General features: G+C 50.9%; 27 protein-coding genes and 1 tRNA gene. 12 read left to right on the top strand and 16 right to left on the bottom strand.

The genetic code is table 11. The annotated features are described in order from the left end of the window. Window positions 1–259: 259 nt before the first annotated feature. The 4 genes from ABD843_RS05320 to ABD843_RS05305 form a co-directional block, all read right to left on the bottom strand. Window positions 260–610 (bottom strand): hypothetical protein, encoded by a 351-nt coding sequence (locus tag ABD843_RS05320; protein ID WP_345079628.1) that lies wholly within the window; start codon window positions 608–610, stop codon window positions 260–262. 53 nt (window positions 611–663) lie between these two features. After that, window positions 664–1662 carry an IS1595 family transposase gene (locus tag ABD843_RS05315; RefSeq protein WP_345079625.1) on the bottom strand — a complete coding sequence of 333 codons (999 nt, stop codon included), beginning with the start codon at window positions 1660–1662 and terminating at the stop codon, window positions 664–666. Between the two features lie 124 nt (window positions 1663–1786). After that, window positions 1787–1859: transfer RNA gene (locus ABD843_RS05310), tRNA-Ser, on the bottom strand. Window positions 1860–2078: 219 nt separating this feature from the next. Further along, the gene (locus ABD843_RS05305) at window positions 2079–2711 is read right to left on the bottom strand and encodes a hypothetical protein (protein WP_345079622.1); all 633 of its coding nucleotides are present in this window, start codon (window positions 2709–2711) and stop codon (window positions 2079–2081) included. 569 nt (window positions 2712–3280) lie between these two features. On the opposite strand from ABD843_RS05305, the gene ABD843_RS05300 reads away from it, so the two are divergent. The 4 genes from ABD843_RS05300 to ABD843_RS05285 all read left to right on the top strand — a co-directional run bounded on the left by ABD843_RS05300 (window position 3281) and on the right by ABD843_RS05285 (window position 6348). Next, window positions 3281–3805, top strand: coding sequence for a hypothetical protein (locus ABD843_RS05300; RefSeq protein ID WP_345079619.1), 525 nt, complete (start codon window positions 3281–3283; stop codon window positions 3803–3805). A 436-nt stretch (window positions 3806–4241) separates the two neighbouring features. Continuing rightward, a complete protein-coding gene (locus ABD843_RS05295) occupies window positions 4242–4379 on the top strand; it encodes a hypothetical protein (RefSeq protein WP_345079617.1) in 138 nt (45 codons plus the stop codon). A gap of 112 nt (window positions 4380–4491) precedes the next feature. Beyond that, window positions 4492–4755 (top strand): hypothetical protein, encoded by a 264-nt coding sequence (locus ABD843_RS05290; RefSeq protein WP_345079614.1) that lies wholly within the window; start codon window positions 4492–4494, stop codon window positions 4753–4755. 135 nt (window positions 4756–4890) lie between these two features. Continuing rightward, window positions 4891–6348, top strand: a complete 1458-nt coding sequence (locus ABD843_RS05285; protein ID WP_345079612.1) for an aldehyde dehydrogenase — start codon at window positions 4891–4893, stop codon at window positions 6346–6348. A 7-nt stretch (window positions 6349–6355) separates the two neighbouring features. Here the strand turns inward: ABD843_RS05285 and ribD are convergent, their stop codons facing one another. Next, window positions 6356–7426, bottom strand: coding sequence for a bifunctional diaminohydroxyphosphoribosylaminopyrimidine deaminase/5-amino-6-(5-phosphoribosylamino)uracil reductase RibD (gene ribD / locus ABD843_RS05280; RefSeq protein ID WP_345079609.1), 1071 nt, complete (start codon window positions 7424–7426; stop codon window positions 6356–6358). 161 nt (window positions 7427–7587) lie between these two features. Here ribD and ABD843_RS05275 point away from each other — a divergent pair, with 161 nt between their 5' ends. Beyond that, window positions 7588–10554, top strand: coding sequence for a serine hydrolase domain-containing protein (locus tag ABD843_RS05275; protein ID WP_345079606.1), 2967 nt, complete (start codon window positions 7588–7590; stop codon window positions 10552–10554). Between the two features lie 63 nt (window positions 10555–10617). Continuing rightward, a complete protein-coding gene (locus ABD843_RS05270) occupies window positions 10618–11139 on the top strand; it encodes an RNA methyltransferase (RefSeq protein WP_345079603.1) in 522 nt (173 codons plus the stop codon). An 81-nt stretch (window positions 11140–11220) separates the two neighbouring features. Here the strand turns inward: ABD843_RS05270 and ABD843_RS05265 are convergent, their stop codons facing one another. Next, the gene (locus ABD843_RS05265) at window positions 11221–12279 is read right to left on the bottom strand and encodes a class I fructose-bisphosphate aldolase (protein WP_345079600.1); all 1059 of its coding nucleotides are present in this window, start codon (window positions 12277–12279) and stop codon (window positions 11221–11223) included. A 74-nt stretch (window positions 12280–12353) separates the two neighbouring features. Continuing rightward, window positions 12354–13199 (bottom strand): tetratricopeptide repeat protein, encoded by an 846-nt coding sequence (locus ABD843_RS05260; RefSeq protein ID WP_345079597.1) that lies wholly within the window; start codon window positions 13197–13199, stop codon window positions 12354–12356. Between the two features lie 220 nt (window positions 13200–13419). Here ABD843_RS05260 and ABD843_RS05255 point away from each other — a divergent pair, with 220 nt between their 5' ends. Further along, window positions 13420–13836, top strand: a complete 417-nt coding sequence (locus tag ABD843_RS05255) for a BrxA/BrxB family bacilliredoxin (RefSeq protein ID WP_345079594.1) — start codon at window positions 13420–13422, stop codon at window positions 13834–13836. 150 nt (window positions 13837–13986) lie between these two features. Further along, window positions 13987–15678, top strand: a complete 1692-nt coding sequence (locus ABD843_RS05250) for a formate--tetrahydrofolate ligase (protein ID WP_345079591.1) — start codon at window positions 13987–13989, stop codon at window positions 15676–15678. 201 nt (window positions 15679–15879) lie between these two features. Here the strand turns inward: ABD843_RS05250 and ABD843_RS05245 are convergent, their stop codons facing one another. After that, entirely contained in the window at window positions 15880–16710 is an 831-nt protein-coding gene (locus ABD843_RS05245) for a 4-(cytidine 5'-diphospho)-2-C-methyl-D-erythritol kinase (RefSeq protein ID WP_345079588.1), read from the bottom strand. Window positions 16711–16761: 51 nt separating this feature from the next. Here ABD843_RS05245 and ABD843_RS05240 point away from each other — a divergent pair, with 51 nt between their 5' ends. Then, window positions 16762–17463: an ABC transporter ATP-binding protein gene (locus ABD843_RS05240; RefSeq protein ID WP_345079585.1), complete on the top strand. Its 702-nt coding sequence runs from the start codon at window positions 16762–16764 to the stop codon at window positions 17461–17463. 48 nt (window positions 17464–17511) lie between these two features. Continuing rightward, complete coding sequence (locus tag ABD843_RS05235) at window positions 17512–18069, top strand: cob(I)yrinic acid a,c-diamide adenosyltransferase (protein WP_345079581.1); 558 nt, start codon at window positions 17512–17514, stop codon at window positions 18067–18069. 14 nt (window positions 18070–18083) lie between these two features. On the opposite strand, the gene ABD843_RS05230 is transcribed toward ABD843_RS05235, so the two are convergent. From ABD843_RS05230 to ABD843_RS05220, 3 genes are read right to left on the bottom strand one after another with little or no spacing between them, the layout of a single operon-like run. Further along, a complete protein-coding gene (locus tag ABD843_RS05230) occupies window positions 18084–19061 on the bottom strand; it encodes a hypothetical protein (RefSeq protein ID WP_345079578.1) in 978 nt (325 codons plus the stop codon). Window positions 19062–19093: 32 nt separating this feature from the next. Then, on the bottom strand, window positions 19094–19873 hold the full coding sequence (locus ABD843_RS05225; RefSeq protein WP_345079575.1) for an enoyl-CoA hydratase/isomerase family protein: 780 nt from the start codon (window positions 19871–19873) through the stop codon (window positions 19094–19096). Window positions 19874–19918: 45 nt separating this feature from the next. Beyond that, window positions 19919–20344 (bottom strand): cobalamin B12-binding domain-containing protein, encoded by a 426-nt coding sequence (locus ABD843_RS05220; protein WP_345079572.1) that lies wholly within the window; start codon window positions 20342–20344, stop codon window positions 19919–19921. Window positions 20345–20504: 160 nt separating this feature from the next. Between ABD843_RS05220 and ABD843_RS05215 the strand changes: the two genes are divergently transcribed. After that, complete coding sequence (locus ABD843_RS05215) at window positions 20505–22049, top strand: T9SS type A sorting domain-containing protein (protein WP_345079569.1); 1545 nt, start codon at window positions 20505–20507, stop codon at window positions 22047–22049. A 4-nt stretch (window positions 22050–22053) separates the two neighbouring features. On the opposite strand, the gene ABD843_RS05210 is transcribed toward ABD843_RS05215, so the two are convergent. Then, entirely contained in the window at window positions 22054–22488 is a 435-nt protein-coding gene (locus ABD843_RS05210) for a GNAT family N-acetyltransferase (protein WP_345079566.1), read from the bottom strand. A 202-nt stretch (window positions 22489–22690) separates the two neighbouring features. Between ABD843_RS05210 and ABD843_RS05205 the strand changes: the two genes are divergently transcribed. Next, entirely contained in the window at window positions 22691–23215 is a 525-nt protein-coding gene (locus ABD843_RS05205; protein WP_345079563.1) for a DUF4402 domain-containing protein, read from the top strand. Between the two features lie 288 nt (window positions 23216–23503). On the opposite strand, the gene atpA is transcribed toward ABD843_RS05205, so the two are convergent. The 4 genes from atpA to atpE all read right to left on the bottom strand — a co-directional run bounded on the left by atpA (window position 23504) and on the right by atpE (window position 26662). Further along, entirely contained in the window at window positions 23504–25084 is a 1581-nt protein-coding gene (gene atpA, locus ABD843_RS05200; RefSeq protein ID WP_345079560.1) for a F0F1 ATP synthase subunit alpha, read from the bottom strand. A gap of 75 nt (window positions 25085–25159) precedes the next feature. Beyond that, complete coding sequence (atpH, locus tag ABD843_RS05195) at window positions 25160–25723, bottom strand: ATP synthase F1 subunit delta (protein ID WP_345079557.1); 564 nt, start codon at window positions 25721–25723, stop codon at window positions 25160–25162. Between the two features lie 20 nt (window positions 25724–25743). Continuing rightward, window positions 25744–26238, bottom strand: a complete 495-nt coding sequence (atpF, locus tag ABD843_RS05190) for a F0F1 ATP synthase subunit B (RefSeq protein ID WP_345079555.1) — start codon at window positions 26236–26238, stop codon at window positions 25744–25746. A gap of 172 nt (window positions 26239–26410) precedes the next feature. Beyond that, window positions 26411–26662, bottom strand: coding sequence for an ATP synthase F0 subunit C (gene atpE / locus ABD843_RS05185; RefSeq protein ID WP_345079553.1), 252 nt, complete (start codon window positions 26660–26662; stop codon window positions 26411–26413). Between the last annotated feature and the right edge of the window lie 13 nt (window positions 26663–26675).

The raw sequence follows: 26675 nt of genomic DNA, 5'->3' as shown, positions 1-26675 counted from the left end.
TGGAAAAAGTAACCCCTACATCGTTACTTTTTTGTTATAAGAGCATGTTAATGACACTGCTATTGCAAAAATAAGGTCTGGAGAGGGACAAGAACGCACAAGAGATCACTACAGGTTAATTTAATTCTCTACCTAGCTTGCTTTTATTTAGATAAATTTTGGTAACAATACCCACTTACACGCAAACGTATAGATATTTCATTTAAAGTTAACAACATAGCGTCTACTATGAAAAAGAAAATAACAACCAAGATAAGACCTAGCGTTCCGATAGTGGGAAAGGAAAACCAACCGTTAATTCGCCAGTATCTGTTACCAATTGGCTCAATGCCGCATACGCAACCACTGGATCCGATAATGAATCTGTTCGCCCAAACAAAACAACAGTAAACTCGTCTTTATTGTAAGATTCCGACATGGCTCGGAGTTGTCCTATTTGAGCGTGGCCTAGATAATATTGCACTATCAAGTCTGCCATACTTTCAAATAGTTCCCTGTCGGATGGCAATATTATTATGGCTCTGATAAGATATCTTCTTTCATCTTTGGGGTTGATGAAATACGCCTTATCTATAAGATACATATGGTCAGCCTGATATTTCAAGGCCATTTGTCTAGTGGTAGTGTGGAATTGCATGTGTGTGTTTCGCCCAAAATACCAATTTATTCCTTGGGCCTTTTCAGGAATTTAGGAATGTTCGGTGTTAGAGTGCGGTAAGTAATGCGCTCTGTATTCGTGTTGTTGATTACGAACAATACACGATCAAGGTTGTTTTGTTCGCGTAGGTTGTAGCGTGTAGCGAATTCGTTGCAGTACCTGTGGAGGTGCTGTGGGCTCATGTAGTGGTAAATACCCACATACCCCCTTTTTAGCTGGCTCCAAAAGTTCTCAATATTCTGGGTGTGGAACTTATTGCCGTTGCGCTCGGTTATGTAGCCCCCTTCTTCATGTTTTACGGTGATGTGCTCGTAGGCGTTACCGATGGTCGAGTATGAACGATACGCATCTGTTACTATCGTGGCTCCTTCTGCTACATTGTCGTTGATGATAGTATTCAGGGTGTCGGCATTCGTATTCTCTGTAACGAATGTCATAACCTTACCACCCTTCTCGATCAGTCCAACAACTGGCGTTTTATCTGCCGCGCTGCGGCCTTGTGAACCTTCGACTTTCTTATCCTTGTGGCGGTTCTTGTTCTTGCCTCCCACATATGTCTCGTCTGCCTGGACAGGACTACCATTTCCGCCCAACAACTGTGGAGCAGTTTCTTGAAGTAGAGTGCGGATCTTGTGGTTCATCAGCCATCCTGTCTTTTGGCTGACCCCTATCCTGATTGCCAGTTCATGAGAACTAATGCCCTTCTTGCTGGTCATTATCTCATAACAAGCCTGTAGCCATTTGCGTAACTCTACTTTGCTTCCTTCAAATATACTTCCAGTCCTCACTGTGAATGGCAGGTCACAAGTTCTTTCAGAGCAACGATACGACGGAATATCCTTAAACATGCCACGAGGCTTCACTTTGTATGGAGCCTTAGCAGTGCCGCAGTGTGGGCAAACGGCCACATTGCCCCAGCGCTGCTGTTCCATAAATTCATAGCATGTCCTTTCATCCTTGAAGAAGTCGTTGAACTCTTGAATTGTCTTGAATTTGAACTGCATAACGTAGGTGTGTTTTGCTACAGCAAAGATACAAATTTTGCGTGCAACTCGTGCTAATTATTTTATTGGGTTATCCACAAAATTTTTGTCTATTTTATTCCAGTGTGCTATCTTTACAGCATAGTGCGCCCGTTCGGAGTCGAACCGAAATTTGATACTTAGTAGGTGACTGTTCTGTCCACTTGAACTACAAGCGCATTAAGAGGACCGCATCGGAGTCGAACCGATTTATCGTGGGTGGGTAGCCAACAATAATCAAACCTGAACGGCCCAACTTTTAAACGAATTGCCCACCCTGCCAGGTGGGTTTTTTCATTTACACAAATGTCCTACCGGGACATTTATTGTGCCGACAATTTGGTTTCAAAAAATGGTTACGGAAGGGTTACGATAGTTACAAAAACAGTTACATTTCTTTACTGTAAAGACTTTTCGAGGATTAGAAAAATCTTTCTATAATCGGCATTAAGTTCTGTTTTGTCTTTTACAAGGTGAGGCTTAACCTTGGCCGATATTGTTCTAGTGATTTCTTGGGACTTCTCTTTCCCATTTATAAGGAAGCGAGACGCAGACAAGTCTCTTACTGTTTTGGGAACGTTTTTTATATGCCTATGTAACGCGATGGTAAGTAGGTAAAGAAGTGAGGTGTTTGTGCCTATCCAATTACATTTGCTATTGGTGTTTGTGTAGAATGCCATCTTGAAATCCATTGGATCTTCTATATATCCCGCATCATATAGTTCATTGGATATTACTTCAAGAACACGCTCTCCACGATTCCATATATCAGATAAAACAGGAGGTTCTTTGGATGGGGTCTGAGTGTCAGAAAATTCAGCCATTGACGTGCTGAAATAGTAAGTTTCAAATTGCTTTAATTGTTCAATGAATTGTGCTTGGTGTTGTATGATGTCCACTTGATAGATATAGCCCCAATTTTCATAGTACCTTCTCCAAAAATGACAATAGACATATTTATCCAATGGGTGTATTGATTGATCTTGGGATAGCTCCATAAGTTCATATCTAGCGGCTGTTCCAATGTCCATTTTTGCTATTTCGACATCTTGCTCTAGTTCTTCTTGGCTTTTACTTATGGTATTTGTTTTCTTGGAAATATGTGCAGTGTTAAGGTCAGAAATGAGCGTGGCAAAATTAATCTTTGACAGGTCATCTATTGTGAGTTTGTCGCTAGATACTCCTTGTTTTTTGAGAGCTTTCTTAAGAGCAATACCCCCTGTCTAATTGAAATACAGGGGGTATTTTCCCGAAGAATATTGCTTGCAGTTTTGTCTTAAGATTCTTTGACGACATTGCCTGTGATATGTCCACAAAATATAAAACCTTATTTATTTGCGAGTAGGAGTTGTAAATTTGCTTTTCAAACAATAAATGAAGCCTATGTAGGGGTTAGAATATAAATTGACACTGCTGGATAGTAAACTGCAACCTAGAACTACGACCTCAAAGAAGCAACTACTAATACAAGAGATTATTTACGGTGTGCCATCGCCTGGCGTAACTGTATCTTTTTGTATTAGTGGGCTGTCGTAGGCCTTAGGTTGCAAAAAGGAAATACACGTTACGCCTTCTTTTTTATAACCTAAAACATACGACAATGAAAGTAGAAGTTATCCCATCGGTCACCTACGACGATCGATATCCCAGACAATATTTTGCAGCCACTGTTGCTGTCCTTCTTATGGTCATTTGGACCTTTATCAATCATTCTGTGTTTATTACAGCAGATAGTACGCCAAACCTTATTTGGGCACAACTTGTCGTGAGAATAATTTCATCTGTATGGGTATACAACACAATGCAAAATCTTAATAGAGATGCGGGGTGGAGTGCATTTGCAGCGTTTTGTTTCCCAATAATAGTATTGTTCATATCTGGTGTGGTAAAGAAAAAGTTCATAAGATTTAAAATAGACAATTCTTATGATGCTCAAACACAATTGGCGGAGTTGCGTGCTTATGCCCAAGGTTATATATCAAAAGGGAAGCTTGATGAGGCTGCGTTTATATATCAATACATGGTAGATAATCTGCCGGTCACACAAGATGATATTGAGAAATATGAAACATTTAAAGGACATCACAATATTCATATTCCAGAGTATAAAACAGTTGTGTCATGACCAAAACCGATAAATTATTTGAAGTTTTGGCTATTGCGCCAATGCAATTGTTTCTACCGTCCACATTGGCTTATGTTTCTTATTGGCTTTTTTCAGAAACGCGAAATGAGGAGAATAACTACAATTTTATATATCTAATATTGACATTACCAATATTGGCTACCTCCTTTATTTACATGCTATACAGTGCTGTTTGGTTTATTCGGAATGTTATAAAAATACTTAGAACGCCATGCGAGTAATAGTTCAGATCCTGATCATGTCTCCATATTTTTTCATAGCATCTATATGGGGAGCAAAATTGTACAACGAAAACATTCAAAAGCATGAATGGATGAAAAAATATGGATATCTCATGAAATACTTACATTTCATGGGAGGAGTATTGCTTCTTTTTTTGCTTTTATTAAGGTTTGGATAATCCTATCTTTGCGATATGGCTAAAGCAACAAAGAAAGTCGGCCCTAAAAAGCGTAAGCCTTATGAAAAGCCATTAGAAACGAAGGGCACCTTCATGGACTTAATTGGAGCCGTGGTAAGGGATGCTAAATCAAAAGATAAAAAGAAACCGTAAAGAATTTACACATTCCTTGCGGTTTCTTCATTCATACAAATTGCGTGTAACTGGGTATTGTTACCTAAATTTTTAATTTTAAAATTATCTTCTTTTTAAAAACCACTAAACTATGCAGCCATCACATCTTTATGTAAATGCCATCGATTTTGTAAAGGCCGACCCGAAGATAGCGCAAGAGCTAAATAAGCGCGACAACGACACGAACCTGCTGTTGCAGCAGATAATATGCAGGGCGCAGAACTACAATGGCGAAATGGGCTTTTTCCTGGAGGTCATTTTCGACTACAAATTCAGGACTCCCGCCACCGGCAACCCCGATATGCTGATACGCGTGCTGCCCAGGATACAAGGTGGCTTTGTCTTTTTGGGCTGATAATAGCGTTGCTACTTTATCTCGTCCTCGTTTATAACGAGGATGCAGCGGAAGTGCGTTCGCAACGCACGAATACTCACAGGCGCAGGCGTTCCGTAATATCACATTCCCACTTTATCCTCCTATTTTTGCGCTATGGATCTTAAAGCTCCGGCTCATATAGCCAATTACATAGCAGGCGCCCTGCAGGTACCCGTCAACGGCAGGTATATCCCCAACATAGACCCCGCTACGGGCGAGCATTACAGCCACACGCCCGATAGTGATGCCGATGATGTGGAGGCTGCAGTAGCTGCCGCAAAGGCAGCCTTCCCTGCATGGAGCACTACGCCGGTAGAGGAGCGCTTTCGTATACTGAACCGTATAGCCGAGCTCATAGATGCCAACCTGGATGCACTGGCCCTTGCCGAGACCAACGATAATGGCAAGCCGCTGTGGCTGAGCAAGCGGGTAGATATACCGCGCGCATCCAGCAACTTCCGCTTCTTTGCTACGGGCATCATGCACTTCAGCACCGAGAGCCACAATATGGAGGACAAGGCGATAAACTATACCCTGCGCCAGCCTGTGGGTATAGTGGGCTGCATATCGCCGTGGAACCTGCCGCTCTACCTCTTTACCTGGAAGATAGCGCCAGCCCTTGCTGCCGGCAACTGCGTAGTGAGCAAGCCCAGCGAGGTCACCCCCATGACGGCCTACCTGCTTAGCCACATATGCATAGAGGCAGGCCTGCCCGCAGGTGTGCTGAATATACTGCATGGTACGGGCCCCGGCTGTGGTGCGGCCATAGTAGCACACCCTGCCATAAAGGCCATATCATTTACAGGTAGCACCCGCGCCGGGCGCGATATAGCCGCCACTGCCGCACCTATGTTCAAGAAGATATCGCTGGAGCTGGGTGGCAAGAACCCCAACATCATATTTGCCGATTGCGATTGGGAAAAGATGATGCGCACTACGCTGCAATCGTCCTTCAGCAACCAGGGGCAGATATGCCTGTGCGGCAGCCGCATACTGGTAGAAGAGAGCATTTACGAAAAATTCAAGGAAGACTTCATAGCCCGCGCGCGCAAGCTCACCGTCGGCGATCCGCTGGACGACCACAGCCGCCAGGGCGCGGTAGTGAGCAAGCTGCACTACGACAAGGTACTGAGCTGTATAGAGCTGGCCAGGCAGGAGGGCGGTAAGATACTGCTGGGTGGCAACCCGGTGAAACTGGAAGGCCGCTGTGCCAATGGCCTTTTCATAGAGCCTACCATCATAGAAGGGTTGTGGGCGCAATGCCGCACCAATATGGAAGAGATATTCGGCCCGGTGGTGACCTTGCAACCCTTCAAGACCGAAGCAGAGGCGCTGGAACTTGCCAATACCAGCGACTATGGCCTTAGCGCCACCATATGGACACAGGACGTGAGCCGTGCCAACCGTGTGGCTGCAAAGGTGCAGAGCGGTATCATATGGGTGAACTGCTGGCTGCTGCGCGACCTACGCACGCCTTTCGGCGGCTTTAAGAACAGTGGTGTGGGCCGCGAGGGCGGCTGGGATGCGCTCCGCTTCTTTACCGAGCCAAAGAATGTGTGTATAGAGTTGTAGTGAGGGGTCACAGCTCCTGCCCCTGTATATAGCTATAGGCGCTGCCACGGCGGGTATATATCTGTAGGGTGTCTTTGCCCACCTGCTGCGTATATGCAGCTACATGGCCCTTAGGTATTGCGGCCGCAAGCCCTTCCCCGGCCTGTAGTGGGCTTGTTATCACCCGGGCTTCATCCCACAGCCCCTGCTGTATGAAGCTGCGGTGCAGCGCTGCGCCACCCTCTACTATTACCGATAGTATGTGCGCATCGTATAACCTTGTAAGCAGTGCGGGCAGCAGTTGCTCATCAAAGGGTAATTGTATGTAGTGTACATTACCTGCTATAGTTTCATCGCGCTCGTTCACTATCCATGTTGCTGCATCCTCGTCAAAGAGGTGGTGCGTTGACGGCAGCGATAGATCGCGGTCCAGCGCTATGCGCAGTGGCTGCTTGCCATGGTGCAGCCTTGCGGTCAGCCGCGGGTCATCGTTCAGTGCAGTGGTATGCCCCACCATTATCGCCCCCTCTTCGGTGCGCCACTTGTGCGATAGCGCCATACTCTCCGGCCCCGATATCTGTATGCTGCGCCTGCCGGTAGTGCCTATATAGCCATCGGCTGTCTGTGCCCATTTCAGTATCACATACGGTCGCTTGTGGGTATGCGCGCAAAAGAAATGCCTGTTCACCCACAGGCCCTCTGCCTCCATTATGCCGGTGGTCACTTGTATGCCCGCGCCTTCCAGCATGGCTATGCCCTTGCCGTTCACCCTTGCAAAGGGGTCTTTGTTGGCTATCACTACATGCTTTACTTTCTCTGCCACCAGCCGCAGTGCGCAAGGTGGCGTAAGGCCCTGGTGCGCGCAGGGCTCCAGGCTCACATACATGGTGCTCTCGGGAATGAGGTGCTTATCCTGCACCGCTACATTGTCCAGGCAGTTCACCTCGGCATGTGCGGCCCCATAGTGGTGGTGCCAGCCCTCGCCTATCACACGGCCGCTATGCACCAGCACCGCCCCCACCATAGGATTGGGGGCCGTATGGCCTTTGGCCTGCTGCGCCAGTTGCAGGCAGCGCTGCATATAGTGTTCGTGCGACATCTGTCTCAATATTATCAAATGTATAAAGAATGTGCAAAAACGAAACCTTAAAAGAATGTACGCGTGCAACGGTGGGTATATAGTTACGCGAATAGGGTTATTTTTGTTTTATGCGTATATCCCTCCGGAAAGTAGTATGTGTTTCTCTCTTATTATCAGTAATGGCCGGCGTAGTAGCGGCCCAGCCGGTATACCGGGGCAAGCCGCGCCGTATAGAGAATGCAGAGAAAGAGAACTGGGTGAATGATGTCTATGAACGCCTCACGTTGGAAGAGCGTATAGGACAGTTGTTCATGGTCAGCGCCTATTCGGGTGGTAAGAACTATAACGAGGATAAGGTGACCGAGCTGCTCGCCAACCACCAGGTAGGTGGCCTTATATTCATGCAGGGCGGCCCTGCGCGGCAGGCCCTGCTTACAAACAAGTATCAGGGCATGGCCAATGTGCCCCTGCTCATAGGTATGGATGCCGAATGGGGTGTAGGTATGCGCCTTGATAGTGTGAAGCCCATGCCCCGGCAAATGATGCTGGGCGCTACACGCGATACAGGCATAGTATCGCGTATGGCTGCGGCTATCGCCAAACAGTTCAAGAGGCTGGGCATGCACATCAACTTCGCCCCCGATGTGGATGTGAACAACAACCCTGCCAATCCTGTCATCAACTCACGTTCATTTGGCGAGGAGAAGACACAGGTAGCGCGTATGGGCCGCGCATATGTACGCGGCCTGCAGAAGAATGGCGTTATGGCCTGTGCCAAGCACTTTCCCGGGCATGGCAATACCAGTACCGATTCTCATGCCGATCTGCCACTTATATCGCGCTCCGTCAGTCAGCTCGATTCTGTAGAACTTTTCCCCTTCCGCCAGGTGATAGCAGAGAAGGTAAAGAGCATAATGGTGGCCCACCTGGAAGTGCCATCCATAGAGGGTACGCCGCACCTGCCTACTACGCTGTCATATGCTACTATCACGGGCCTGCTGAAGAACAGGTTGCATTACGATGGGCTTGTCATCACCGATGCGCTGAACATGAAGGGGCTTACCAATTACTTCGAGCCCGGCGAGGCCGACCTGCGTGCTTTTGCTGCAGGCAATGATATACTGCTCTTTCCGCAGGATGTACCCGCTGCCATAGCCCGCATAAAGGGTGCTATAGATAGTGGTACCATACCCATGGATCGACTGGAAGAAAGCGTAAAAAAGATACTGGGCGCGAAGTACGATGCAGGCCTGTCATCGTGGAAGAAGATAGAGACAAGGAACATAGTAGCAGACCTGAACGAGACCACCGATAGCATTCGTGCGCGTACGGCCCGTGCAGCCATTACCCTGGTAAAGGACGACAACCAGGTACTGAAGAAGCTGAACGAGACCATGCGCATAGGCTATGTGGGCATCAATGCGTCTACATCCACACCACTATACGAAGCGCTGGAGGACCGTTTCGACAATGTAAAGGCACACTGGCTGCCCAAAGGTTCTGGCGCAGACCGTGCGCAGGAGATACTGGAAGAACTGTCTCAGTACAGCACCGTCATAGTAGCTGTGCATAGCATGAACTTCACGCCCGGTGGCAACTATGGCATAGGCGACGAGGGGATAGCCTTCCTGCAGCAGGCTGCCTGTATGCGCAATGTGATGATAGTGCTGATGGGCAATGCATATGCCACACAATACTTCTGCGGTGCGGGCTCGGTGCTGGTGGGTTACGAGGATGATACACTTACGCAGCTTACTATGGCCAAAGTGTTGCTGAAGAAGCTGAAGCCCAAAGGCAAGCTGCCCGTCACCGCATGTGCCGATGGCCAGAGTGTATGCCCGTCACCATTCGCACTGAAGGTGAAGTTGAAAGAACCATCAGCAGTGCTGCGGCCTGCCTTCCCTGGCGAGGCAGGTGTGGTAGAGCAGGCCTCGCTCGATAAGCTGGATATGTTCATGGCGCGCTGTATAGCACAGGGTGTGTTCCCAGGCTGCCGCGTACTGGCAGCGCGCAATGGTAATGTGTTCTATGACAAGGCCTTTGGCTACCTCGATTACGAGAAGCATAAGAAGGTAGATGCCAATACTATGTACGATGTGGCATCTTGCACCAAGGTACTCTCTACCACCCTTGCGGTGATGCGGCTGTACGAGCAGGGAAAACTAGACCTGAACAGTACCATTGCCGACCACCTGCCGCAGGCACGCGGAACCAACAAGGCCAATATAAAGATAAAGGACCTGCTGCTGCACCAGGCCGGGCTGAAAGGCTGGATACCCTTCTACAAAGATGTGGTAGACAAGAGTGGTAAGATAAAGCCCGACCACTACCGCAGTACCAAACAGCCCGGTTACTCGGTACAGGTATGCAACACCGTTTTCCTGCGCGATGACTATGTAGATACCATGTGGCAGCAGATATACGACAGCAAGCTTGATAACAAGGGCAAGATGGTATACAGCGATCTGGACTTCTACTTTCTGGCGGCTATAATAAAGGAGATAACAGGCAAACCTATAGACCGCTATGCCGAGGATGAGTTCTACAAGCCGCTAAGACTGAAGAACATCATGTACAACCCACTGCGGTATATGAACGCCACCAATATAGCACCCACAGAGATAGAGACCGGCTTCAGGCCCGGTGTGCTCTGCGGTTATGTACACGACCCCGGCGCGGCCATGCTGGGCGGTGTAGGTGGTCATGCCGGTCTTTTCGCTACGGCGAACGATGTGGCCGTTATCTTCCAGATGCTGATGAACAAAGGCGTTTACGCAGGCAAGACCTATTTCAGGGCAAGCACCGTAGACAAGTTCACGGCATATGGCAGCAAGCTCAGTCACCGTGGCCTGGGTTTCGACAAGGCATTGCCCGAGGCCGATAATGGCGGTGGAGCAGGTGACAGGTGGAGCGCGCTCACATTTGGTCACCAGGGCTTTACCGGTACCTGTGTCTGGGCCGATCCGGCAAGTGGTGTGGTGTTCGTCTTCCTGTCAAACAGGGTACATCCTTCCAGCTCCAACACCAAGATCAACAAGCTGAGTGTACGCACCGTAGCGCAGGATTATATCTACGAGGCATTAGGCATACCCATCAATACGGCCCGCCCCGAGGTATACAAGGTGCAGGTGAATACGGGAGAGTAGTATGCCTCAGCCCTATTGACCTTTTAACTAATTACCTTTTTAAACCAATTACTTCCTTAGCAAGTGATACAACGCAAGACAATGGACGAACTGGGTCGTCCCTCTGCCGAAGAGCAGAGGGCTGCACCCAAACATCCGCTCATAGTGATACTGGACGATGTACGCAGTATGCAGAACGTAGGATCTGTGTTCCGCACCTGCGATGCCTTTGCGGTAGAGGAGCTGTACCTGTGCGGCTACACCCCACAGCCACCGCACCGCGATATACACAAGACCGCTCTCGGCGCTACCGATACAGTAGCATGGCGACATTTCGCTACGGTGAACGAGGCCATAGCGGCAGCGCGAGCTAAAGGGTATACTATAGCAGCAGTAGAACAGGCGCACAACAGCATATCGCTTACCGGTGCCGGAGGAAGGTATGAGCGTACCGCACTTGTGTTCGGCAACGAGGTCACCGGGGTGAGCGATGCCGCACTCTCGCTGGCAGATGCATGTATAGAGATACCTCAATGGGGCTCCAAGCATTCACTGAACGTATCTGTTACCGTAGGTGTGGTGCTTTGGGAAATGGTGAGAAAGTAATAATGATCCCTGACCAAATGCAAGAGGGGGCCGCATCACTGATGCGGCCCCTCTCTTTATGTGTATGCGTATGGTACGTTATTAGGCTATGGTCACAGAGCTATCGAGGTATACATCCTGTATAGCATTCAGCAGTTGTACGCCCTCGGCCATAGGCTTCTGGAACGCCTTGCGGCCGCTGATGAGGCCCATACCACCTGCACGCTTGTTCACCACGGCTGTCATCACTGCCTCGGCCATATCGGTAGCGCCCTTAGACTCGCCACCCGAGTTGATGAGACCTACACGGCCCATGTAGCAGTTGGCCACCTGGTAGCGGCACAGGTCGATGGGGTGATCGGTAGTGAGCTTGTCGTATACCAGCTTGCTGGTCTTACCGAAGTTGATGGCATTGTAGCCACCGTTGTTGGTAGGCAGTTTCTGTTTTATGATGTCGGCCTGTATGGTCACACCCAGGTGGTTGGCCTGGCCTGTGAGGTCGGCAGCGGTGTGGTAGTCCACGCCATCTTTCTTGAAGCTGCCATTGCGCAGGTAGCACCACAGTACAGTGGCCATACCCAGCTCGTGCGCGTATTCGAAGGCCTTGGCCACTTCTACTATCTGGCGTGCGCTCTCGTCGCTGCCAAAGTATATGGTAGCGCCTATACCTGCAGCGCCCATGTTCCATGCATCCTTTATGGTGCCGAACATGATCTGGTCGAACTTGTTGGGGTAAGAGATGAACTCGTTGTGGTTCACCTTTACTATGAAGGGTATCTTGTGGGCATACTTGCGGGCCACAGAGCCCAGCACACCATAAGTAGAGGCTACGGCATTGCAACCACCCTCTATGGCCAGCTTAACGATATTCTCAGGATCGAAGTATATGGGATTGGGAGCGAAAGATGCGCCACCGCTGTGCTCTATACCCTGGTCTACAGGCAGTATAGATACATAGCCGCTACCGCCCAGGCGACCGTGGTCGGCTATGGCACTGATGCTGCGTATGGTCTGTATGTTGCGGTTGGACTGTGTCCATACATTATCTATATGGCCCGGGGCAGGCAGATGTATGGAATCTTTGCTGATGGTGGTGCAGGTATGACCGAGATAATATTCGGCCTTATCGCCCAAAAGGTCCTGGATCTTGTTAAGTGACATTATGGTTAAATTTTTAATATTCGGGTGCAAAGGTATTTTAAAAAAATTAAAAGCGGAAAGGGAAATTGGGGGTGCTATTTCATAAGTATACCTATCTCCTTCCGGTATTTTTCGGGTACCTGGGCCTTTTTGTACATGTCGGCCAGGTGCTTTTTTGCCCCCCTGCAGCCCCGCCATACCGATGCCCTGTAGAGTATCACGGCCCTTTCATTGTCCTTCTTTACCCCACCCTCGCCCATGCGGTATTTCCACGCCACACTGTTCAGCCCATCTGTATCGCCTTTCAGGGCGGCGCGGGTGTACCATTCCATGGCCTTGTACCTGTCCGTCATTCCGCTGCTATCGCTGTTAAAGAGGTCGCCTATATCGTTCATGGCATCACTATTGCCTTTATCTGCCGCCTTCGTGAACCACTCCAGCGCCCGGGCAGGATCGCGCGGTACGGCCCTGCCATCGCGGTACCAGCGGCCTATATGTATCATGGCCCACGGCTCTGTGCCCTCCTTTGCCGACATTATGAACCAGTGCAGCGCATCTTTATCGTCCTGTTTTACCCCCTCGCCATAGGCATACATCTGCCCTATCTGGCTCATGGCGTTGGCATTGCGCATATCTGCGGCTTTAAGGAATAGCGTCATGGCCAGGGCAGAGTTAGTATCCGTGCCTCTTCCTTTGCGGTACACATGGCCCAGGTCGCAATAGCCCCATACATGTTTTTTGTCGGCCGCGCGCTGAAACCACTCTATGGCCTTTTTGTCGTCTTGCGGTATGCCATCGCCACGCTCATACAGCAGGCCGGCATCTATCATGGCATTTACATTGCCCTCGGCGCCACGGCGTTCGTATATCTCCAATGCCTGTGTCTTATCGGGCTTGGGCGGCGGTGGTACTTTCATCAGGGTCATAAGGCTGTCGGCCATGCTTTGCCTGGCTGCAGATATAAACGGGCAGCAAAACAGGAACAGGTATATAACAGTTGGGTATCTCATATGGTATCTTCAAATGTACGACGTGTGCTCATAGCCTGCACATGCGCTTATAGCCATAGAGAGCTTATCTATAAGCATGGTAGATGCCTGTTATGCTTCTTGTCGTAACTTTGCTATGTAAATAGTTGCATAATATACTAAATAAAATACAATGTATCCAGAACAGATAGTAGCCCCTATGAAGGCCGAGCTGACCACACAGGGGTTCTCAGAGTTGTTGTCGGCCGAGCAGGTAGATAACGCATTGAAACAAGCCGGTACCACCCTGCTGATGATAAATAGTGTATGTGGCTGCTCTGCAGGTACTGCCAGGCCCGGTGTACTGATGGCCGTAAAGAACGCTGCCAAGGTACCCGACCGCCTCACCACCAGCTTTGCGGGCTTTGATACCGATGCCGTGAAGCATGCACGCGACCACTATCTCCTGCCATACCCGCCATCATCGCCTGCCATAGCCCTGCTGAAGGACGGCAAGGTGGTGCATATGATAGAGCGTCACAACATAGAGGGCCGCTCGGCACAGATGATAGCCGCCAACCTGATACAGGCTTTCGAGACATACTGCTAATACAATAAGCAAAAATAACTGCAAGGCCTGCCGGATATCACATCTGGCAGGCCTTCTTATTCCCGCTATGCTATGGTTCCGTTAGCCGTAGCATATCTTTTGCACGAGTAGTATATAATTGTATTATCTTCAAGTCAAAATATAAATACCATGTCAGAGACAGCCTCAAAGTCATTCCCCTCAGATATAGAGATATCGAGGTCTACGAAACTGAAACACATCAGCGAGATAGCCCGCAACATAGGCATAGATGCCGACGATATAATACCATATGGCAAGTACAAGGCAAAGGTGCCGCTTCACTATATAAACGAGCAGAAGATACAGCAGAGCAACCTGATACTGATAACGGCCATCACCCCCAACAAGGCCGGTGTGGGCAAGACGGTGACAAGTGTGGCCCTGTCTCTGGGCCTGAACTATATAGGCAAGAAGGCCGCCGTGGCCCTGCGCGAGCCCAGCCTGGGGCCCTGCTTCGGCATGAAGGGGGGCGCGGCCGGTGGCGGCTATTCACAGGTACTGCCCATGGAAGACATAAACCTGCACTTCACAGGCGACTTCCACGCCATTACCTGTGCCAACAACATGATAGCCGCCCTGCTGGACAACTACCAGTACCAGAACCGCAATACCGATAAGGCGCTGGAGCGCATAGTGTGGCGCCGCGTGCTGGATGTGAACGACCGCTCGCTGCGCAACATGGTATCGGGCCTGGGTGGCAGCGCCAATGGCATACCTACCGAAATGGGCTTCGACATCACACCGGCATCAGAGATAATGGCGCTCTTCTGCCTGGCCACCAGTGAAGAAGACCTGCAGGCGCGTATAGAGCGCATAGTGCTGGGCTACCGCAGCAACAAGACCCCGTTCACCGTGAAGGACCTGGACATAGCAGGATCTATAACCGTACTGCTGAAGGACGCCATACTGCCCAACCTGGTGCAGACCACAGAGAACACCACTGCCTTTGTACATGGCGGGCCATTTGCCAACATAGCGCACGGCTGCAACTCGGTACTCGCCACCAAGATGGCCCTGAGCTGCAACGACTATGTGGTAACAGAATCGGGCTTTGGCAGCGACCTGGGCGCAGAGAAATTCCTGGATATAAAGTGCCGCCTGTCGGGCCTGCGCCCCAAGGCCACTGTGATAGTGGCCACTACCGCAGCGCTGAAGCTGCATGGCGGCGTACCCGCAGCAGACATAACGAAGCAGAACATGGAAGCGCTGATGGCCGGCGCACCCAACCTGCGCAGGCATATACAGAACATGAAGGGCTTCGGGCAGAACGTGGTAGTATCGTTCAACCGCTTCAAGCACGATTCTGACGAGGAGATAGCCTACCTGGAAAGTGTGTGCGAGGAAGAAGGCGTGGTATTTGCCATCAACAACGGTTTTGTAAGTGGTGGCGAGGGTGCGGCCAGCCTGGCACAGAAGGTGGTGGACCTGATAGAGAACAACCCATCGAAGGACATCAACTTCACCTACGAGCTGGAGGACAGCATACGCGTGAAGATAGAGAAGATAGCTACCAAGATATACCGCGCAGGCGCGGTCACCTTCAGCGGCAGCGCAGCTACGAAGCTGAAACAGTTCGAGGCCAATGGCTGGGGCAACCTGCCTGTGTGCGTGGCCAAGACACAGTACTCCTTCTCTGACGACGAGAAGAAGATATGCGCCCCCGAGGGCTTCACCATCAATGTACGCGACCTGGTGATAAATGCAGGTGCGGGCTTCATAGTGGCAGTAGCAGGCGAGATAATGCGCATGCCCGGCCTGCCAAAGGACCCACAGGCCATGCATATAAAACTGATAAACGGCGAGATAGAGGGTTTGAGTTAATGTGACAATGCGGTAATGTGAAAAATGCGATAATGCGGAAACGTGTTATCGCATTTTTGTTCTATTGAAGATGTGTTATTCCCTTTTAAATTTTTGTCGCTTATCCACATTTTTGAATTGCCAAATCTGCCTACTCCAAAAACAAATTATCGCATTCCTCACATTCCTCACATTACCGCATTACCGCATTATCGCATTCCCTCACATTATCGCATTCTCAAAGATCCCGTATACTGCCGAGCCGGTACCCGTCATAGAGGCATAGAGTGCGCCCTCATCGTATAGCTGTTGTTTGATGGCGGCTATCTGCGGATGAATGGCAAAGACCGTCTTCTCAAAATCGTTGAGGATGTGGTGCCGCCATTCGGCAATGGGCAGTGTGCTTATCTGCCGCAGGGCGAAAGGCGCGGGGCGGGGCGTTATCTGCGCAAAGGCATCGCGCGTGGACACATGTATGCCCGGGCATATCACCTTTATGCGGTATGCCGAAAGATCTATGCTCACAGGCTCCATCACCTCTCCCCTGCCTGTGGCATACTGTGGTGTGTTGTAGATAAAGAAAGGACAATCGGACCCTAGCTGCAATGCATATGCCGCCAGCTCTTCCCGGGTGAGGCCCAGGCCGCATTGGTCGTTCAGTAGCTGCAGCATATAGGCGCCATCGGCAGAGCCGCCACCCAGGCCTGCACCCATGGGTGTGGCCTTGTGCAGGTATATATCCAGCGGCGGCACTTTATCGCCGTGATGGCGCTGTAGCAGGGTATATGCCTTCCATACCAGGTTGTCGTTCTTATCGCCGCTTACGGGCAGGCCGCTCATGTGCAGCTGTGCTGTGCCAGTAGTGGCGGGTGCTACCTCCAGCACATCGTTCAGCACCGGGTCATTTTCATTTATGCCTGCCGCTTCCCTGCCCGGCGAAAAATGCACCGGGGTAAGGGGATAGAACACAGTAGCGAGGTCGTGGTAGCCATCGCTGCGCCTGGCGGTGACGAACAGGCCCAGGTTGATCTTACAATTGGGAAAACAGACCATAGAAAGGGTGAAATTATGCGTATTTTTGAAATTCTACAGGGTAGAAAAAGGATGAAAGAGGTCATAAGGCTTGAAGACATACGCAAGAGCTACTTCATGGGCAAGCAGGAGCTGCCTGTACTGAAAGGCATATCGCTGCTGATAAACAAGAACGAATATGTGGCACTGATGGGGCCATCGGGATCGGGCAAATCGACACTGATGAACATACTGGGCTGCCTAGATACGCCAACGGGCGGTACCTATGTGCTGAACGGCAAGAACGTGAGCAATATGGTAGACGACCAACTGGCCGATGTACGCAATGTGGAGATAGGTTTCGTGTTCCAGCAGTTCAACCTGCTGCCGCGTCTGACGGCATGGGAGAACGTGGCCTTGCCCCTCATATACTCCGGCGCAGCCCGCAAGGAGCGCGAAGAGCGCGCCCGTGCCATGTTGCAGAAGGTGGGCCTGGCAGAGCGTGCGCACCACAAGCCCAACGAGCTATCGGGCGGGCAGAGCCAGCGTGTGGCCATAGCCCGCGCCCTCATCAACAATCCATCTATACTGCTGGCCGACGAGCCTACGGGCAACCTGGACACCAAAACATCGGTAGAGATAATGGAACTCTTCGGCAGCATACATGCACAGGGCAATACCGTGGTACTGGTAACGCACGAGGAAGACATAGCCAACTATACCCAGCGCGTGATACGCGTGCGCGATGGTGTGGTGGAATCGGACATACGGCAGCAGGCCACTGCACACAAATGATGCGCGGGGCCATCCCCACATTTTTTTTGACCATTAACGAGACAGACCGTGTTCAAGATATATACCAAGACAGGAGACAAGGGCGGTACCAGCCTGATAGGCGGTGTACGCGTACCCAAAAGCCATATACGCATAGAGAGCTATGGCACTGTAGATGAGCTGAACTCTTACATAGGCATGGTGAGCGACCTGGCAGCCGATGCTACCATAAGCGAGTGGCTGCGCGAGGTGCAGGACAGGCTCTTTACCGTGGGCGCAGTGCTGGCCACCAACCCCGACAAGGAAGTAAAGATGAAACTGCCCGACCTGCACGAGACCGATGTGACCTGGCTGGAGCAACGTATAGACGAGATGAACGAGACCCTGCCCGAGATGCGCTCCTTCATACTGCCGGGTGGCCACCTGGGCTCATCTACCTGCCATGTAGCGCGCTGTGTATGCCGCCGCGCAGAGCGTATATGCGTGGCCATGCAGGAGCAGCAGGAGGTGATACCACCCATAGTGATACAATACCTGAACCGCCTGTCGGATATGCTGTTCACACTGGCGCGCTATATAGGGCACAAAAACAACGCGCCAGAGATACCCTGGCGCGCTCGTGTATAGAAAGCTCGTAACTGTTATTTGCTGCCGAATTTCTTTGTCGTCCACCATATGCGGTCGCGGCTGGGCACCTTGAAGGCAAAGGTGATGGCCAATGAAGAATAAGAGTCGTTATTGTCGGGGTTGCCACGGAATGTGCCGGGCGTGTTAGACAGGGCATGATTGTAATACTTCGTCTTATCGGCTATCGCCATTGCGGTCTGCGCATCGGCAGGCGACAGGTTCTGCTCGAATTCGAACTGGCTGATGTATTTACCGCTCACACCGTCAAGCTGGTCGGTGAATGTCATGCGGTACATATATTCTATACCCAGGTTCAGACGCGAGCCTATGTCCCACCTGTACCCTATGCAAAGCGGCACAGCAGGCTGTACGCGCGATGCCTTCTTGGGATAGCCCGAGCCGAAGCCCTGTCCTTCCAGCGAAAGATCGTAGGTCTTCACAAAGGTATTACCATCGGCCACAGTGCTGTAGGGCGTGAAGTGGAACACTGCAAGACCTGCAGCTATGAAGGGTTGTCCCCTGCGGTATGCCTTGCCGGTAACATTGAAACGGCGGGGGTAGAACTCGAACAGGGCCGCACCCTCTGCTATAGAGGTCCTGGCGGTCTGCGCGCGCAGGTAACGCTGTACATAGTCGTTACCTTCTATCAGGCTTTTGCCCTTTACACCATCTTCGTTCCATTTGTCGGTGGCATAGAACACGCCATAGTTCACATGGAACCTTATAGCAAAGCTGGGGTGAAAGGTATACCTGCCGAACATACCACCCATGAAACACAGTTTGGATGTATAACCGCTATTGGTATAATGATCTACAAAAGAATTGGTACCCACATCGCCCCACAGGTCGGTAGCACCGATGTTCATACCTATGGCCCAGCCGTCCTGGTCCACATTCGCACGGAAAGGGCGGTATTTCTGCGCCATGGATGTATAGCCCACAGCCAATAAGATACATAATACCGATAAGATGCGGATAACCTTAGCCTGCATGTACTGAAAATTTGAAGGTTGAAGATAATAAATTATTTTCCTTTGAACACAGGTTTTCTTTTTTCAAGAAAAGCGGCGGCACCTTCTTTCATATCTTCTGTGGCAAAACACTCGCCGAACCTCCTTATCTCATTATCGAAGCCCATGGGGTCGGCATTTGCGCCCTCGTTCACACAGGCTATTATTTTGGCCACTGCCAGCGGCGGCTTCGCCGCTATCTTGGCCAGTATCTCTTTTGCCTTGGTCAGCAGGTCTTCGGAGGCCACCACATGGTTCACCAGGCCCAGGGCCTTTGCCTCTTCGGCGCCTACCATATCGGCGGTCATTATCATCTCCATCGCCTTGCCCTTGCCTACCAGCCTTGTGAGGCGCTGTGTGCCGCCATAGCCAGGTATGATACCCAGGTTTATCTCCGGCTGGCCGAACTTGGCATTTACCGAGGCCACCCTTATATGGCAGGCCATGGCCAGCTCGCAGCCGCCACCCAGCGAAAAACCGTTCACGGCCGCTATTATGGGTTTGGGGCAGTTCTCTATTTTGTCAAATACCAGCTCGCGGCCCCGCTGTGCCAGTTGTGCACCCTCCCGGTCGCCCAGGGGTATGAACTCGCTTATATCGGCGCCGGCCACAAAGGCCTTTTCGCCCGCGCCGGTGATGATGGCCGCGCGTACCTCGTTATTGTTATAGACCTCTTCCAGCGCCTGCCCCAGGTCGTTTATCACGTCCTTGTTCAGGGCATTCATTTTGTCGGGTCGGTTTATGGTAATGGTACAGATACCATTCTCCAGAGTGGTCAGTATCGTTTGGTACATTGCGGTGTGTTTATGTTCGTTATTAGGGTATACCGTGTGTTAATGCTACAGTAGTTCTTTTCTGTGCTCGTACACCCAATCTGTTATATATCCTGCTATATCGGCGGTAGATGTGCCGGGGGGAAAGAGCTTGCCTACACCCATGCCCTGTAGCTCCTTCATATCCTCGTCGGGGATTATGCCACCGCCGGTGAGCAATACATTGTCCATGCCTTTTTCCTTCATCAACCCCATCACACGGGGGAACACGGTCATATGCGCACCGCTGAGGATGCTGATACCCAGGGCATCCACATCTTCCTGCAGGGCGGTGTTCACTACCATTTCGGGGGTCTGGCGCAGACCTGTGTATATCACTTCCATGCCGGCATCGCGCAGCGCGGTGGCTATCACCTTTGCACCGCGATCGTGCCCATCCAGGCCTACCTTGGCCACAAGCACGCGCACCGGGCGTTTCCGTTCGTTACTCATCACCTTACTTTAGGGCGTAAAAGTAAGTATTTATGGCTGGTTCGCATAGCATACCCCCCTTATTAGCTTTATCGCATATGACTGCAACGATAATATATATCTTGACCCAAGATTACCCTGTTTTTTCTCGTCTTAATATATATACCCAAAATACTACCTTATGAGACCATTCCTTTTCCGGCTATTAATAGCTGCCGTTCTTGCTCTCCCTGCGGGGAAGAGCATTGCACAAACACCCGGCATAGCCTGGCAAAAGACCCTGGGAGATGCCGGGCAGGACCTTGTATACGGCCTGCAGCGAACACCCGATGGCGGCATCGTTGTGTCGGGTACGCATGCTAGTACTGCACCCGTCATGCCCACAGGCCGCAATGGGTACAATGTGTATGTGGCCCGGCTGTCTGCTACAGGCACCCTAATGTGGCAACGCGACCATGGCGGGCCCGAAAGTGACTACGGCTACGCAGTGCGCAATACAACGGATGGCGGCTTCGTAGTATGTGGCAGCAGCAATTCCAGCGCAGGCGATCTGACGGGCAATATGGGTGGCTTCGATATGTGGATACTGAAACTATCGGCAACAGGCGATATAGAGTGGCAAACGATAGCAGGTGGCACGGACAACGAGTATGGATACGATATACAACAGACCGCGGACAGCGGGTATATAGTGGCAGGCCGCACCTCATCGGCCGACGGCCATGTGACCGAAAATAAGGGTGGCTATGATATGTGGCTGGTGAAGCTATCGAAAACAGGGGCCATACAATGGCAGCATACATATGGGGGAACCTATGATGACAACCTGATGTCGGTGATACAGACCGCCGATGGGGGCTACATAATAGCAGGCGATACCTACTCTACCGATCATGACATGACGGACAACCATGGTTTTGAGGATATGTGGGTGGCCAAAATATCGGCTACCGGCGATATGGTATGGAAACGCTGCTATGGCGGCACCACGGCCGACTATGCACAAGCAATAAGGGCCACCCCGGACAACTGCTACATAGTAGCAGGCGGCAGCAACTCTACCAATGGAGACCTGACCACCAAAGTAGGTGGTGGCGATATGTGGGTACTAAAGCTATCGGCCACAGGCGATATACTATGGCAAAAATGCTACGGTAGTACCATGGACGATGGGGCCAATGGGATAGAGGTGGCCAGCGATAGCGGCTTTATCGTATCGGGCTGGGTAACGGGCGGAGACGGGAATGTACATGGCCATAAAGGGAACACTGATGTATGGGTGCTGAAATTATCGGCCACCGGCGCTATACAATGGGATAAATGTATCGGTAGCACTACGGGCTACGAGGCTGCCAACTGCACCATACAGACCGGAGCCGGGCAGTATATAATGGCAGGAACATCCACATGGGCCGAAGGCGATGTTCTGGCAGGCTATGGCTCTTTTGACATATGGATAGTAGGCCTGGGCGGCACAAGTGATGTAGCAGATGTAAATAGCTCATCCGTGCCGTACCTGTTCCCCAACCCTACTACCGGCCCGGTATACATAAGGGATATGACCGATGCGCACATCACGGTAAGGAACATGCTCTCGGGCATACTAAAGAGTGTAAATGGCAGCGACCATATAGACATCTCCGATCTTCCTCCCGGTATGTATATGGTGACCGCCACCAGTAAGGACGGCAATGTAGTAAGGCATGAAAAAGTACTGAAACAGTAACTGCCTACGGCTCCTTTACGAATTTGAAAGAAGTATGCCTGAAGCCCATGCGCTGGTAGAACCGGTGTGCATCTGTACGCCGGGTGCCGGAGCATACCTCCAGCGAGGCATATCCCTTTGCGGCCAGTATATCTTCTACGGCCCTCACCAGCCGGGCACCTATGCCCATGCCTCTGTGCTGTTCCTGCACATATAGCTCCTGTATCTCGTACACAATGCCGCAGTGGTGCAGCAGCACCTGCCCATGGCAGCTTATATAACCCACTGCCACACCCTGTACAAAAGCTACCAGGTAGTGATGATGCGGCAAAGAGAGACAGTGTTCATAATAGCCACGCAGCAGTTCTTTGTCAAATACCTGCTCTTCCAGTGCGCATACAAAACCGTAAATGGCATCGAGGTTGGCGGCGGTGGCGGAAGCTATATGTATGTCGGGCATATAGCTAAGGTATGATGTTTTGCCCTTACACTTGCGTCATTTTCCATTTATTGGAATTTATATCCACCGAATGGATTTTTGGCATGCCATGCCAAAAATCAATCGTTTGATTTTCAATGTTTTGCGTTTCTGGCACAGCGTTGGTTATATACCTGTCAAACACAAACAAACTAAAACATAAAACAAACAAAAACGAACTACAATGAAAAACATCTTCAAGTCTCTCGCTCTCGCAACTGTTGCCCTGGTATCTTTCTCTAACAGCTCTTTTGCCCAGGCCACTGCTACTGCTTCTGCATCTGCTAACATCATCACCCCCATATCTATCGTTAAGACAGTAGACATGAACTTCGGTAACGTGGCCGTGTCTGCTACCATAGCCGGTACTGCTGTCCTGGCCCCTGCAGGTACCCGTACCACAGGAGGTGCAGGTGGTGTTACCCTTCCTGCTACTACAGGTACTGTAGCTGCTGCCAGCTTCACAGTTTCTGGTCAGGGTGGTTATACTTACGCAATAACTCTTCCTACTTCTTGCACAATAACTGATGGTTCTTCACACAATATGACCGTAGACAACTTCACAAGCTCACCTTCTGCCACAGGTACCCTGAGCGCAGGTGGTACTGAGACCCTGAACGTAGGTGCTACCCTGAACGTAGCTGCCGGTCAGGCATCTGGTCTGTACACCAACGCTACCGGTGTACCCGTAACGGTGAACTACAACTAATAGTAAAGAATATAGTGATATAGGTTTGGTGCAGCGCCCCGTTTTCGGGGCGCTTTTGTTTTGCACATTGTCCTGAACCATGATGCAAGCCTGCCTGTCGGCAGACAGGGATGCGCTTGATGACCCTGATGGCTTCTTACTCTGTTCATAATGGTTCGCAAGGTCGCTTCTGCCTTATGGCCAATAGATACTACAGGCTTCACAATGACCGTATCGGAAAAGGTGCCGGCAAAAGAACAGCCCCCGCACTTGTGGTACGGGGGCTGTAAGGTTATAATGTTATTTTACTTAGTTCTTGAACTGGGGTATCAGGTCCTGGGCCAGTTTCACCATCTTGGCGAGACCTTCTTCAGGCAGGTTACCTTTCTTGAACTCCTTCAGAACATCGGAGTATTTTAGCTCCATCTGCTGCAGGAACATCTCTTCGAAAGCACGCGTGTTCTTCACAGGTACTTCACGGATGAGGTTATTGGTACCCAGGTAGATGATAGCAACCTGCTTTTCTACGCTATATGGGTTGAACTGTGCCTGCTTCAGTATTTCCACGTTGCGGCTACCCTTGTCGATAACGTTCTTTGTAGCAGCATCGAGGTCGCCACCGAACTTAGAGAAGGCTTCCATTTCGCGGTAGAGGGCCTGGTCCAGCTTCAGTGTACCGGCCACCTTCTTCATCGACTTGATCTGCGCGTTACCACCCACGCGGCTCACAGAGATACCCACGTTGATGGCCGGACGGATACCGGCGTTGAACAGGTTCGACTCGAGGAATATCTGTCCATCGGTGATGGAGATAACGTTGGTAGGGATGTATGCCGATACGTCACCCGCCTGCGTTTCGATGATGGGGAGGGCGGTAAGCGAGCCACCACCTTTCACCATGTGACGAATGCTCTCGGGGAGGTCGTTCATGTTCCTGGCCACTTCATCGTTGTTGATGACCTTGGCAGCACGCTCCAGGAGACGGCTGTGCAGGTAGAACACGTCTCCGGGATAAGCCTCGCGGCCCGGAGGGCGACGCAGCAGCAGCGACACCTCGCGGTAGGCCACGGCCTGCTTCGAAAGGTCGTCATATATCACCAGTGCAGGACGGCCTGTATCGCGGAAGTACTCGCCTATGGCAGCACCTGCGAACGGAGCGTAGAACTGCAGCGGGGCAGGGTCTGAAGCCGAGGCCGCTACTATGGTAGTATAGGCCATGGCGCCATTGTCCTCCAGGGTCTTCATCACACCGGCAACGGTAGATGCCTTCTGGCCTATGGCAACATATATACAGTATACAGGCTTGCCTGCAGTGTAGAATTCTTTCTGGTTGATGATGGTATCTATACAGATAGCCGTCTTACCTGTCTGGCGGTCGCCGATAACAAGTTCGCGCTGGCCACGGCCGATGGGGATCATCGCATCTATCGCCTTGATACCTGTCTGCAGGGGCTCCTTCACCGGCTCGCGGTATATAACGCCCGGCGCTTTACGCTCCAGTGGCATCTCATACAGCTCACCTTTCAGGGGGCCTTTACCATCTATGGCCTCGCCCAGGGTGTTCACCACGCGGCCTACCATGCCTTCGCCTACGTTTATAGAGGCGATCTTGTTGGTACGGCGCACTTTGTCGCCCTCGCGAATGCCCTTATAGTCGCCCATAAGTACCACACCCACATTGTCCTCTTCGAGGTTCAGGGCTATGGCCTTTACACCATTGTCGAACTCAACGAGCTCGCCCTGGCGTACGCCTGTAAGACCGTAAACGCGTGCGATACCGTCGCCTATCTGCAATACGGTACCTACTTCTTCGAGGCTGGCGCCACCGTCTACCTGGGCCAGTTGCTGGCGCAGTATCGCCGATATCTCATCTGGTTTAATGTCAACCATATACTATAAAATTCAAAAGTTAATATTCAAATATCAAAAAACCCATCTCCTCCCCTTGGGGGAGGAAGGGAGGGCTTACATCTTGCTTTCGTAAGAGTGGTCGGTTATCTTCGAGCGTATCTCGCTGAGGCTCCTCCTCACACTGGCATCGAACAGTTTGTCGCCTACCTCCAGCACGAAACCGCCTATCAGGCTTTCGTCCACAGAGGTCTCCATGTTCACGGTATCATTGGGCATGAAGGAGGCCACTTTTGCTTTTATCCCATCCCTTACCTTGTCGTTCACAGGGCGGGCGGTGGTGAGCTTTACTGTCTTTATGCGCTTCAGCTCGTTATAGCTAGCTATGAATGCAGTTGCTATCTCGGGCAGGTTCATTTCACGGCCTTTGCTTACCAGAAGGTGTATGAATGCTTTGGTAAGCTTGTTCATCTTGCTTTTCTCCAGCACAGCGTTGATGACGCCGAGCTTCATATCGCCCTTTATCACCGGGCTGCGCAGCATCAGCTCGAAATCGCGGCTGACAGCACATATTCCCTGCAGGGTGCGCATATCGGCAAGCACAGCATCAAGGTCGTTGTGCTCAACGGCAAGGTCCATTAACGATTTCGCATATCGCGATGCAAGACGTGGGTTCTGCATTTTATTCTAAATGAGTTTGACTAGTTCAGTTTGATGTCCTCTGCCAGCATTTTCACATACTCGTCCTGGCCTTCGGCAGTGCTCAGTTGCTTGCGCAGTATGCGGCCTGCCACTTCTACTGCCAGGTTGCCTATCTCGTTCTTCACTTCGGTCATCGCGGCATTCTTCATCTGGGTTATCTGCTGCTGCGCTTCTGTCTTTATCTTATCGGCGCTGGCCTTGGCCTGCTCATGCGCTTCGGCTATGATGCGGTCCTTTATTTCCTTTGCCTCTTTCAGCATGGCAGTGCGCTCTTCTATGGCCTTTGCCATCAGCTTTTCGTTATCGGCTTTCAGCTGGCTCATTTCGGCCCTTACCTTTTCGGCAGTGGCTATAGAGTCGGCTATGCCTTTCTCGCGCTCGCCCAGAGAGCTGAGGATGGGTCCCCATGCAAATTTGCGCAGGATGAAGAAAAGGATAAGGAACGCTACGAGCGTCCAGAAGAATAGACCGAGTTCCGGGGTCAGCAGATCCATATTCGTAAGTTATACCCCCGGCCCCTAAAAGGGGGGCAAGGGAATGGTTAAATATATTTGGTTAAAAATTCACTGTTCGGCTCTGAAGGGAAAGTCCCTTCAGGGATATAGGGTTTAAAATAACTGCATCCTCGGCCCTTTGCATTGGATGCAGTTAAATTCGTCTGTGACCTTACATTACGATAGCGAGGATGCCTGCTATAACTGCGAACAGGGCAACACCTTCTACGAACGCTGCGGTCAGGATCATGTTGGCGCGGATATCGCCTGAAGCTTCTGGCTGACGAGCGATAGACTCTACCGCACCACGACCGATCTGGCCTATACCAACACCTGCACCCAGGGCTGCTATACCTGCGCCGATCGCGCCACCTGCTTTAGCCAGACCTGCGGCTTCCAGCATAATTGTGTTCAATACTGACATGTTACTATGGATT

Origin of the sequence: Nemorincola caseinilytica (assembly GCF_039540515.1) — a bacterium.
Lineage (GTDB): Bacteria > Bacteroidota > Bacteroidia > Chitinophagales > Chitinophagaceae > Nemorincola > Nemorincola caseinilytica.
The sequence above is the reverse complement of the archived record's forward strand: the minus strand, read 5'-3'. Positions and strand labels throughout refer to the sequence as shown.

Coding starts and splice junctions, on each gene's coding strand:
- ABD843_RS05320 (WP_345079628.1), bottom strand. CDS start 610: ATGGCCTTGAAATATCAGGCTGACCATATGTATCTTATAGATAAGGCG.
- ABD843_RS05315 (WP_345079625.1), bottom strand. CDS start 1,662: ATGCAGTTCAAATTCAAGACAATTCAAGAGTTCAACGACTTCTTCAAG.
- ABD843_RS05305 (WP_345079622.1), bottom strand. CDS start 2,711: ATGGACATTGGAACAGCCGCTAGATATGAACTTATGGAGCTATCCCAA.
- ABD843_RS05300 (WP_345079619.1), top strand. CDS start 3,281: ATGAAAGTAGAAGTTATCCCATCGGTCACCTACGACGATCGATATCCC.
- ABD843_RS05295 (WP_345079617.1), top strand. CDS start 4,242: ATGGCTAAAGCAACAAAGAAAGTCGGCCCTAAAAAGCGTAAGCCTTAT.
- ABD843_RS05290 (WP_345079614.1), top strand. CDS start 4,492: ATGCAGCCATCACATCTTTATGTAAATGCCATCGATTTTGTAAAGGCC.
- ABD843_RS05285 (WP_345079612.1), top strand. CDS start 4,891: ATGGATCTTAAAGCTCCGGCTCATATAGCCAATTACATAGCAGGCGCC.
- ribD (WP_345079609.1), bottom strand. CDS start 7,426: ATGTCGCACGAACACTATATGCAGCGCTGCCTGCAACTGGCGCAGCAG.
- ABD843_RS05275 (WP_345079606.1), top strand. CDS start 7,588: ATGGCCGGCGTAGTAGCGGCCCAGCCGGTATACCGGGGCAAGCCGCGC.
- ABD843_RS05265 (WP_345079600.1), bottom strand. CDS start 12,279: ATGTCACTTAACAAGATCCAGGACCTTTTGGGCGATAAGGCCGAATAT.
- ABD843_RS05260 (WP_345079597.1), bottom strand. CDS start 13,199: ATGGCCGACAGCCTTATGACCCTGATGAAAGTACCACCGCCGCCCAAG.
- ABD843_RS05255 (WP_345079594.1), top strand. CDS start 13,420: ATGTATCCAGAACAGATAGTAGCCCCTATGAAGGCCGAGCTGACCACA.
- ABD843_RS05250 (WP_345079591.1), top strand. CDS start 13,987: ATGTCAGAGACAGCCTCAAAGTCATTCCCCTCAGATATAGAGATATCG.
- ABD843_RS05245 (WP_345079588.1), bottom strand. CDS start 16,710: ATGGTCTGTTTTCCCAATTGTAAGATCAACCTGGGCCTGTTCGTCACC.
- ABD843_RS05240 (WP_345079585.1), top strand. CDS start 16,762: ATGAAAGAGGTCATAAGGCTTGAAGACATACGCAAGAGCTACTTCATG.
- ABD843_RS05230 (WP_345079578.1), bottom strand. CDS start 19,061: ATGCAGGCTAAGGTTATCCGCATCTTATCGGTATTATGTATCTTATTG.
- ABD843_RS05225 (WP_345079575.1), bottom strand. CDS start 19,873: ATGTACCAAACGATACTGACCACTCTGGAGAATGGTATCTGTACCATT.
- ABD843_RS05220 (WP_345079572.1), bottom strand. CDS start 20,344: ATGAGTAACGAACGGAAACGCCCGGTGCGCGTGCTTGTGGCCAAGGTA.
- ABD843_RS05215 (WP_345079569.1), top strand. CDS start 20,505: ATGAGACCATTCCTTTTCCGGCTATTAATAGCTGCCGTTCTTGCTCTC.
- ABD843_RS05210 (WP_345079566.1), bottom strand. CDS start 22,488: ATGCCCGACATACATATAGCTTCCGCCACCGCCGCCAACCTCGATGCC.
- ABD843_RS05205 (WP_345079563.1), top strand. CDS start 22,691: ATGAAAAACATCTTCAAGTCTCTCGCTCTCGCAACTGTTGCCCTGGTA.
- atpA (WP_345079560.1), bottom strand. CDS start 25,084: ATGGTTGACATTAAACCAGATGAGATATCGGCGATACTGCGCCAGCAA.
- atpH (WP_345079557.1), bottom strand. CDS start 25,723: ATGCAGAACCCACGTCTTGCATCGCGATATGCGAAATCGTTAATGGAC.
- atpF (WP_345079555.1), bottom strand. CDS start 26,238: ATGGATCTGCTGACCCCGGAACTCGGTCTATTCTTCTGGACGCTCGTA.
- atpE (WP_345079553.1), bottom strand. CDS start 26,662: ATGTCAGTATTGAACACAATTATGCTGGAAGCCGCAGGTCTGGCTAAA.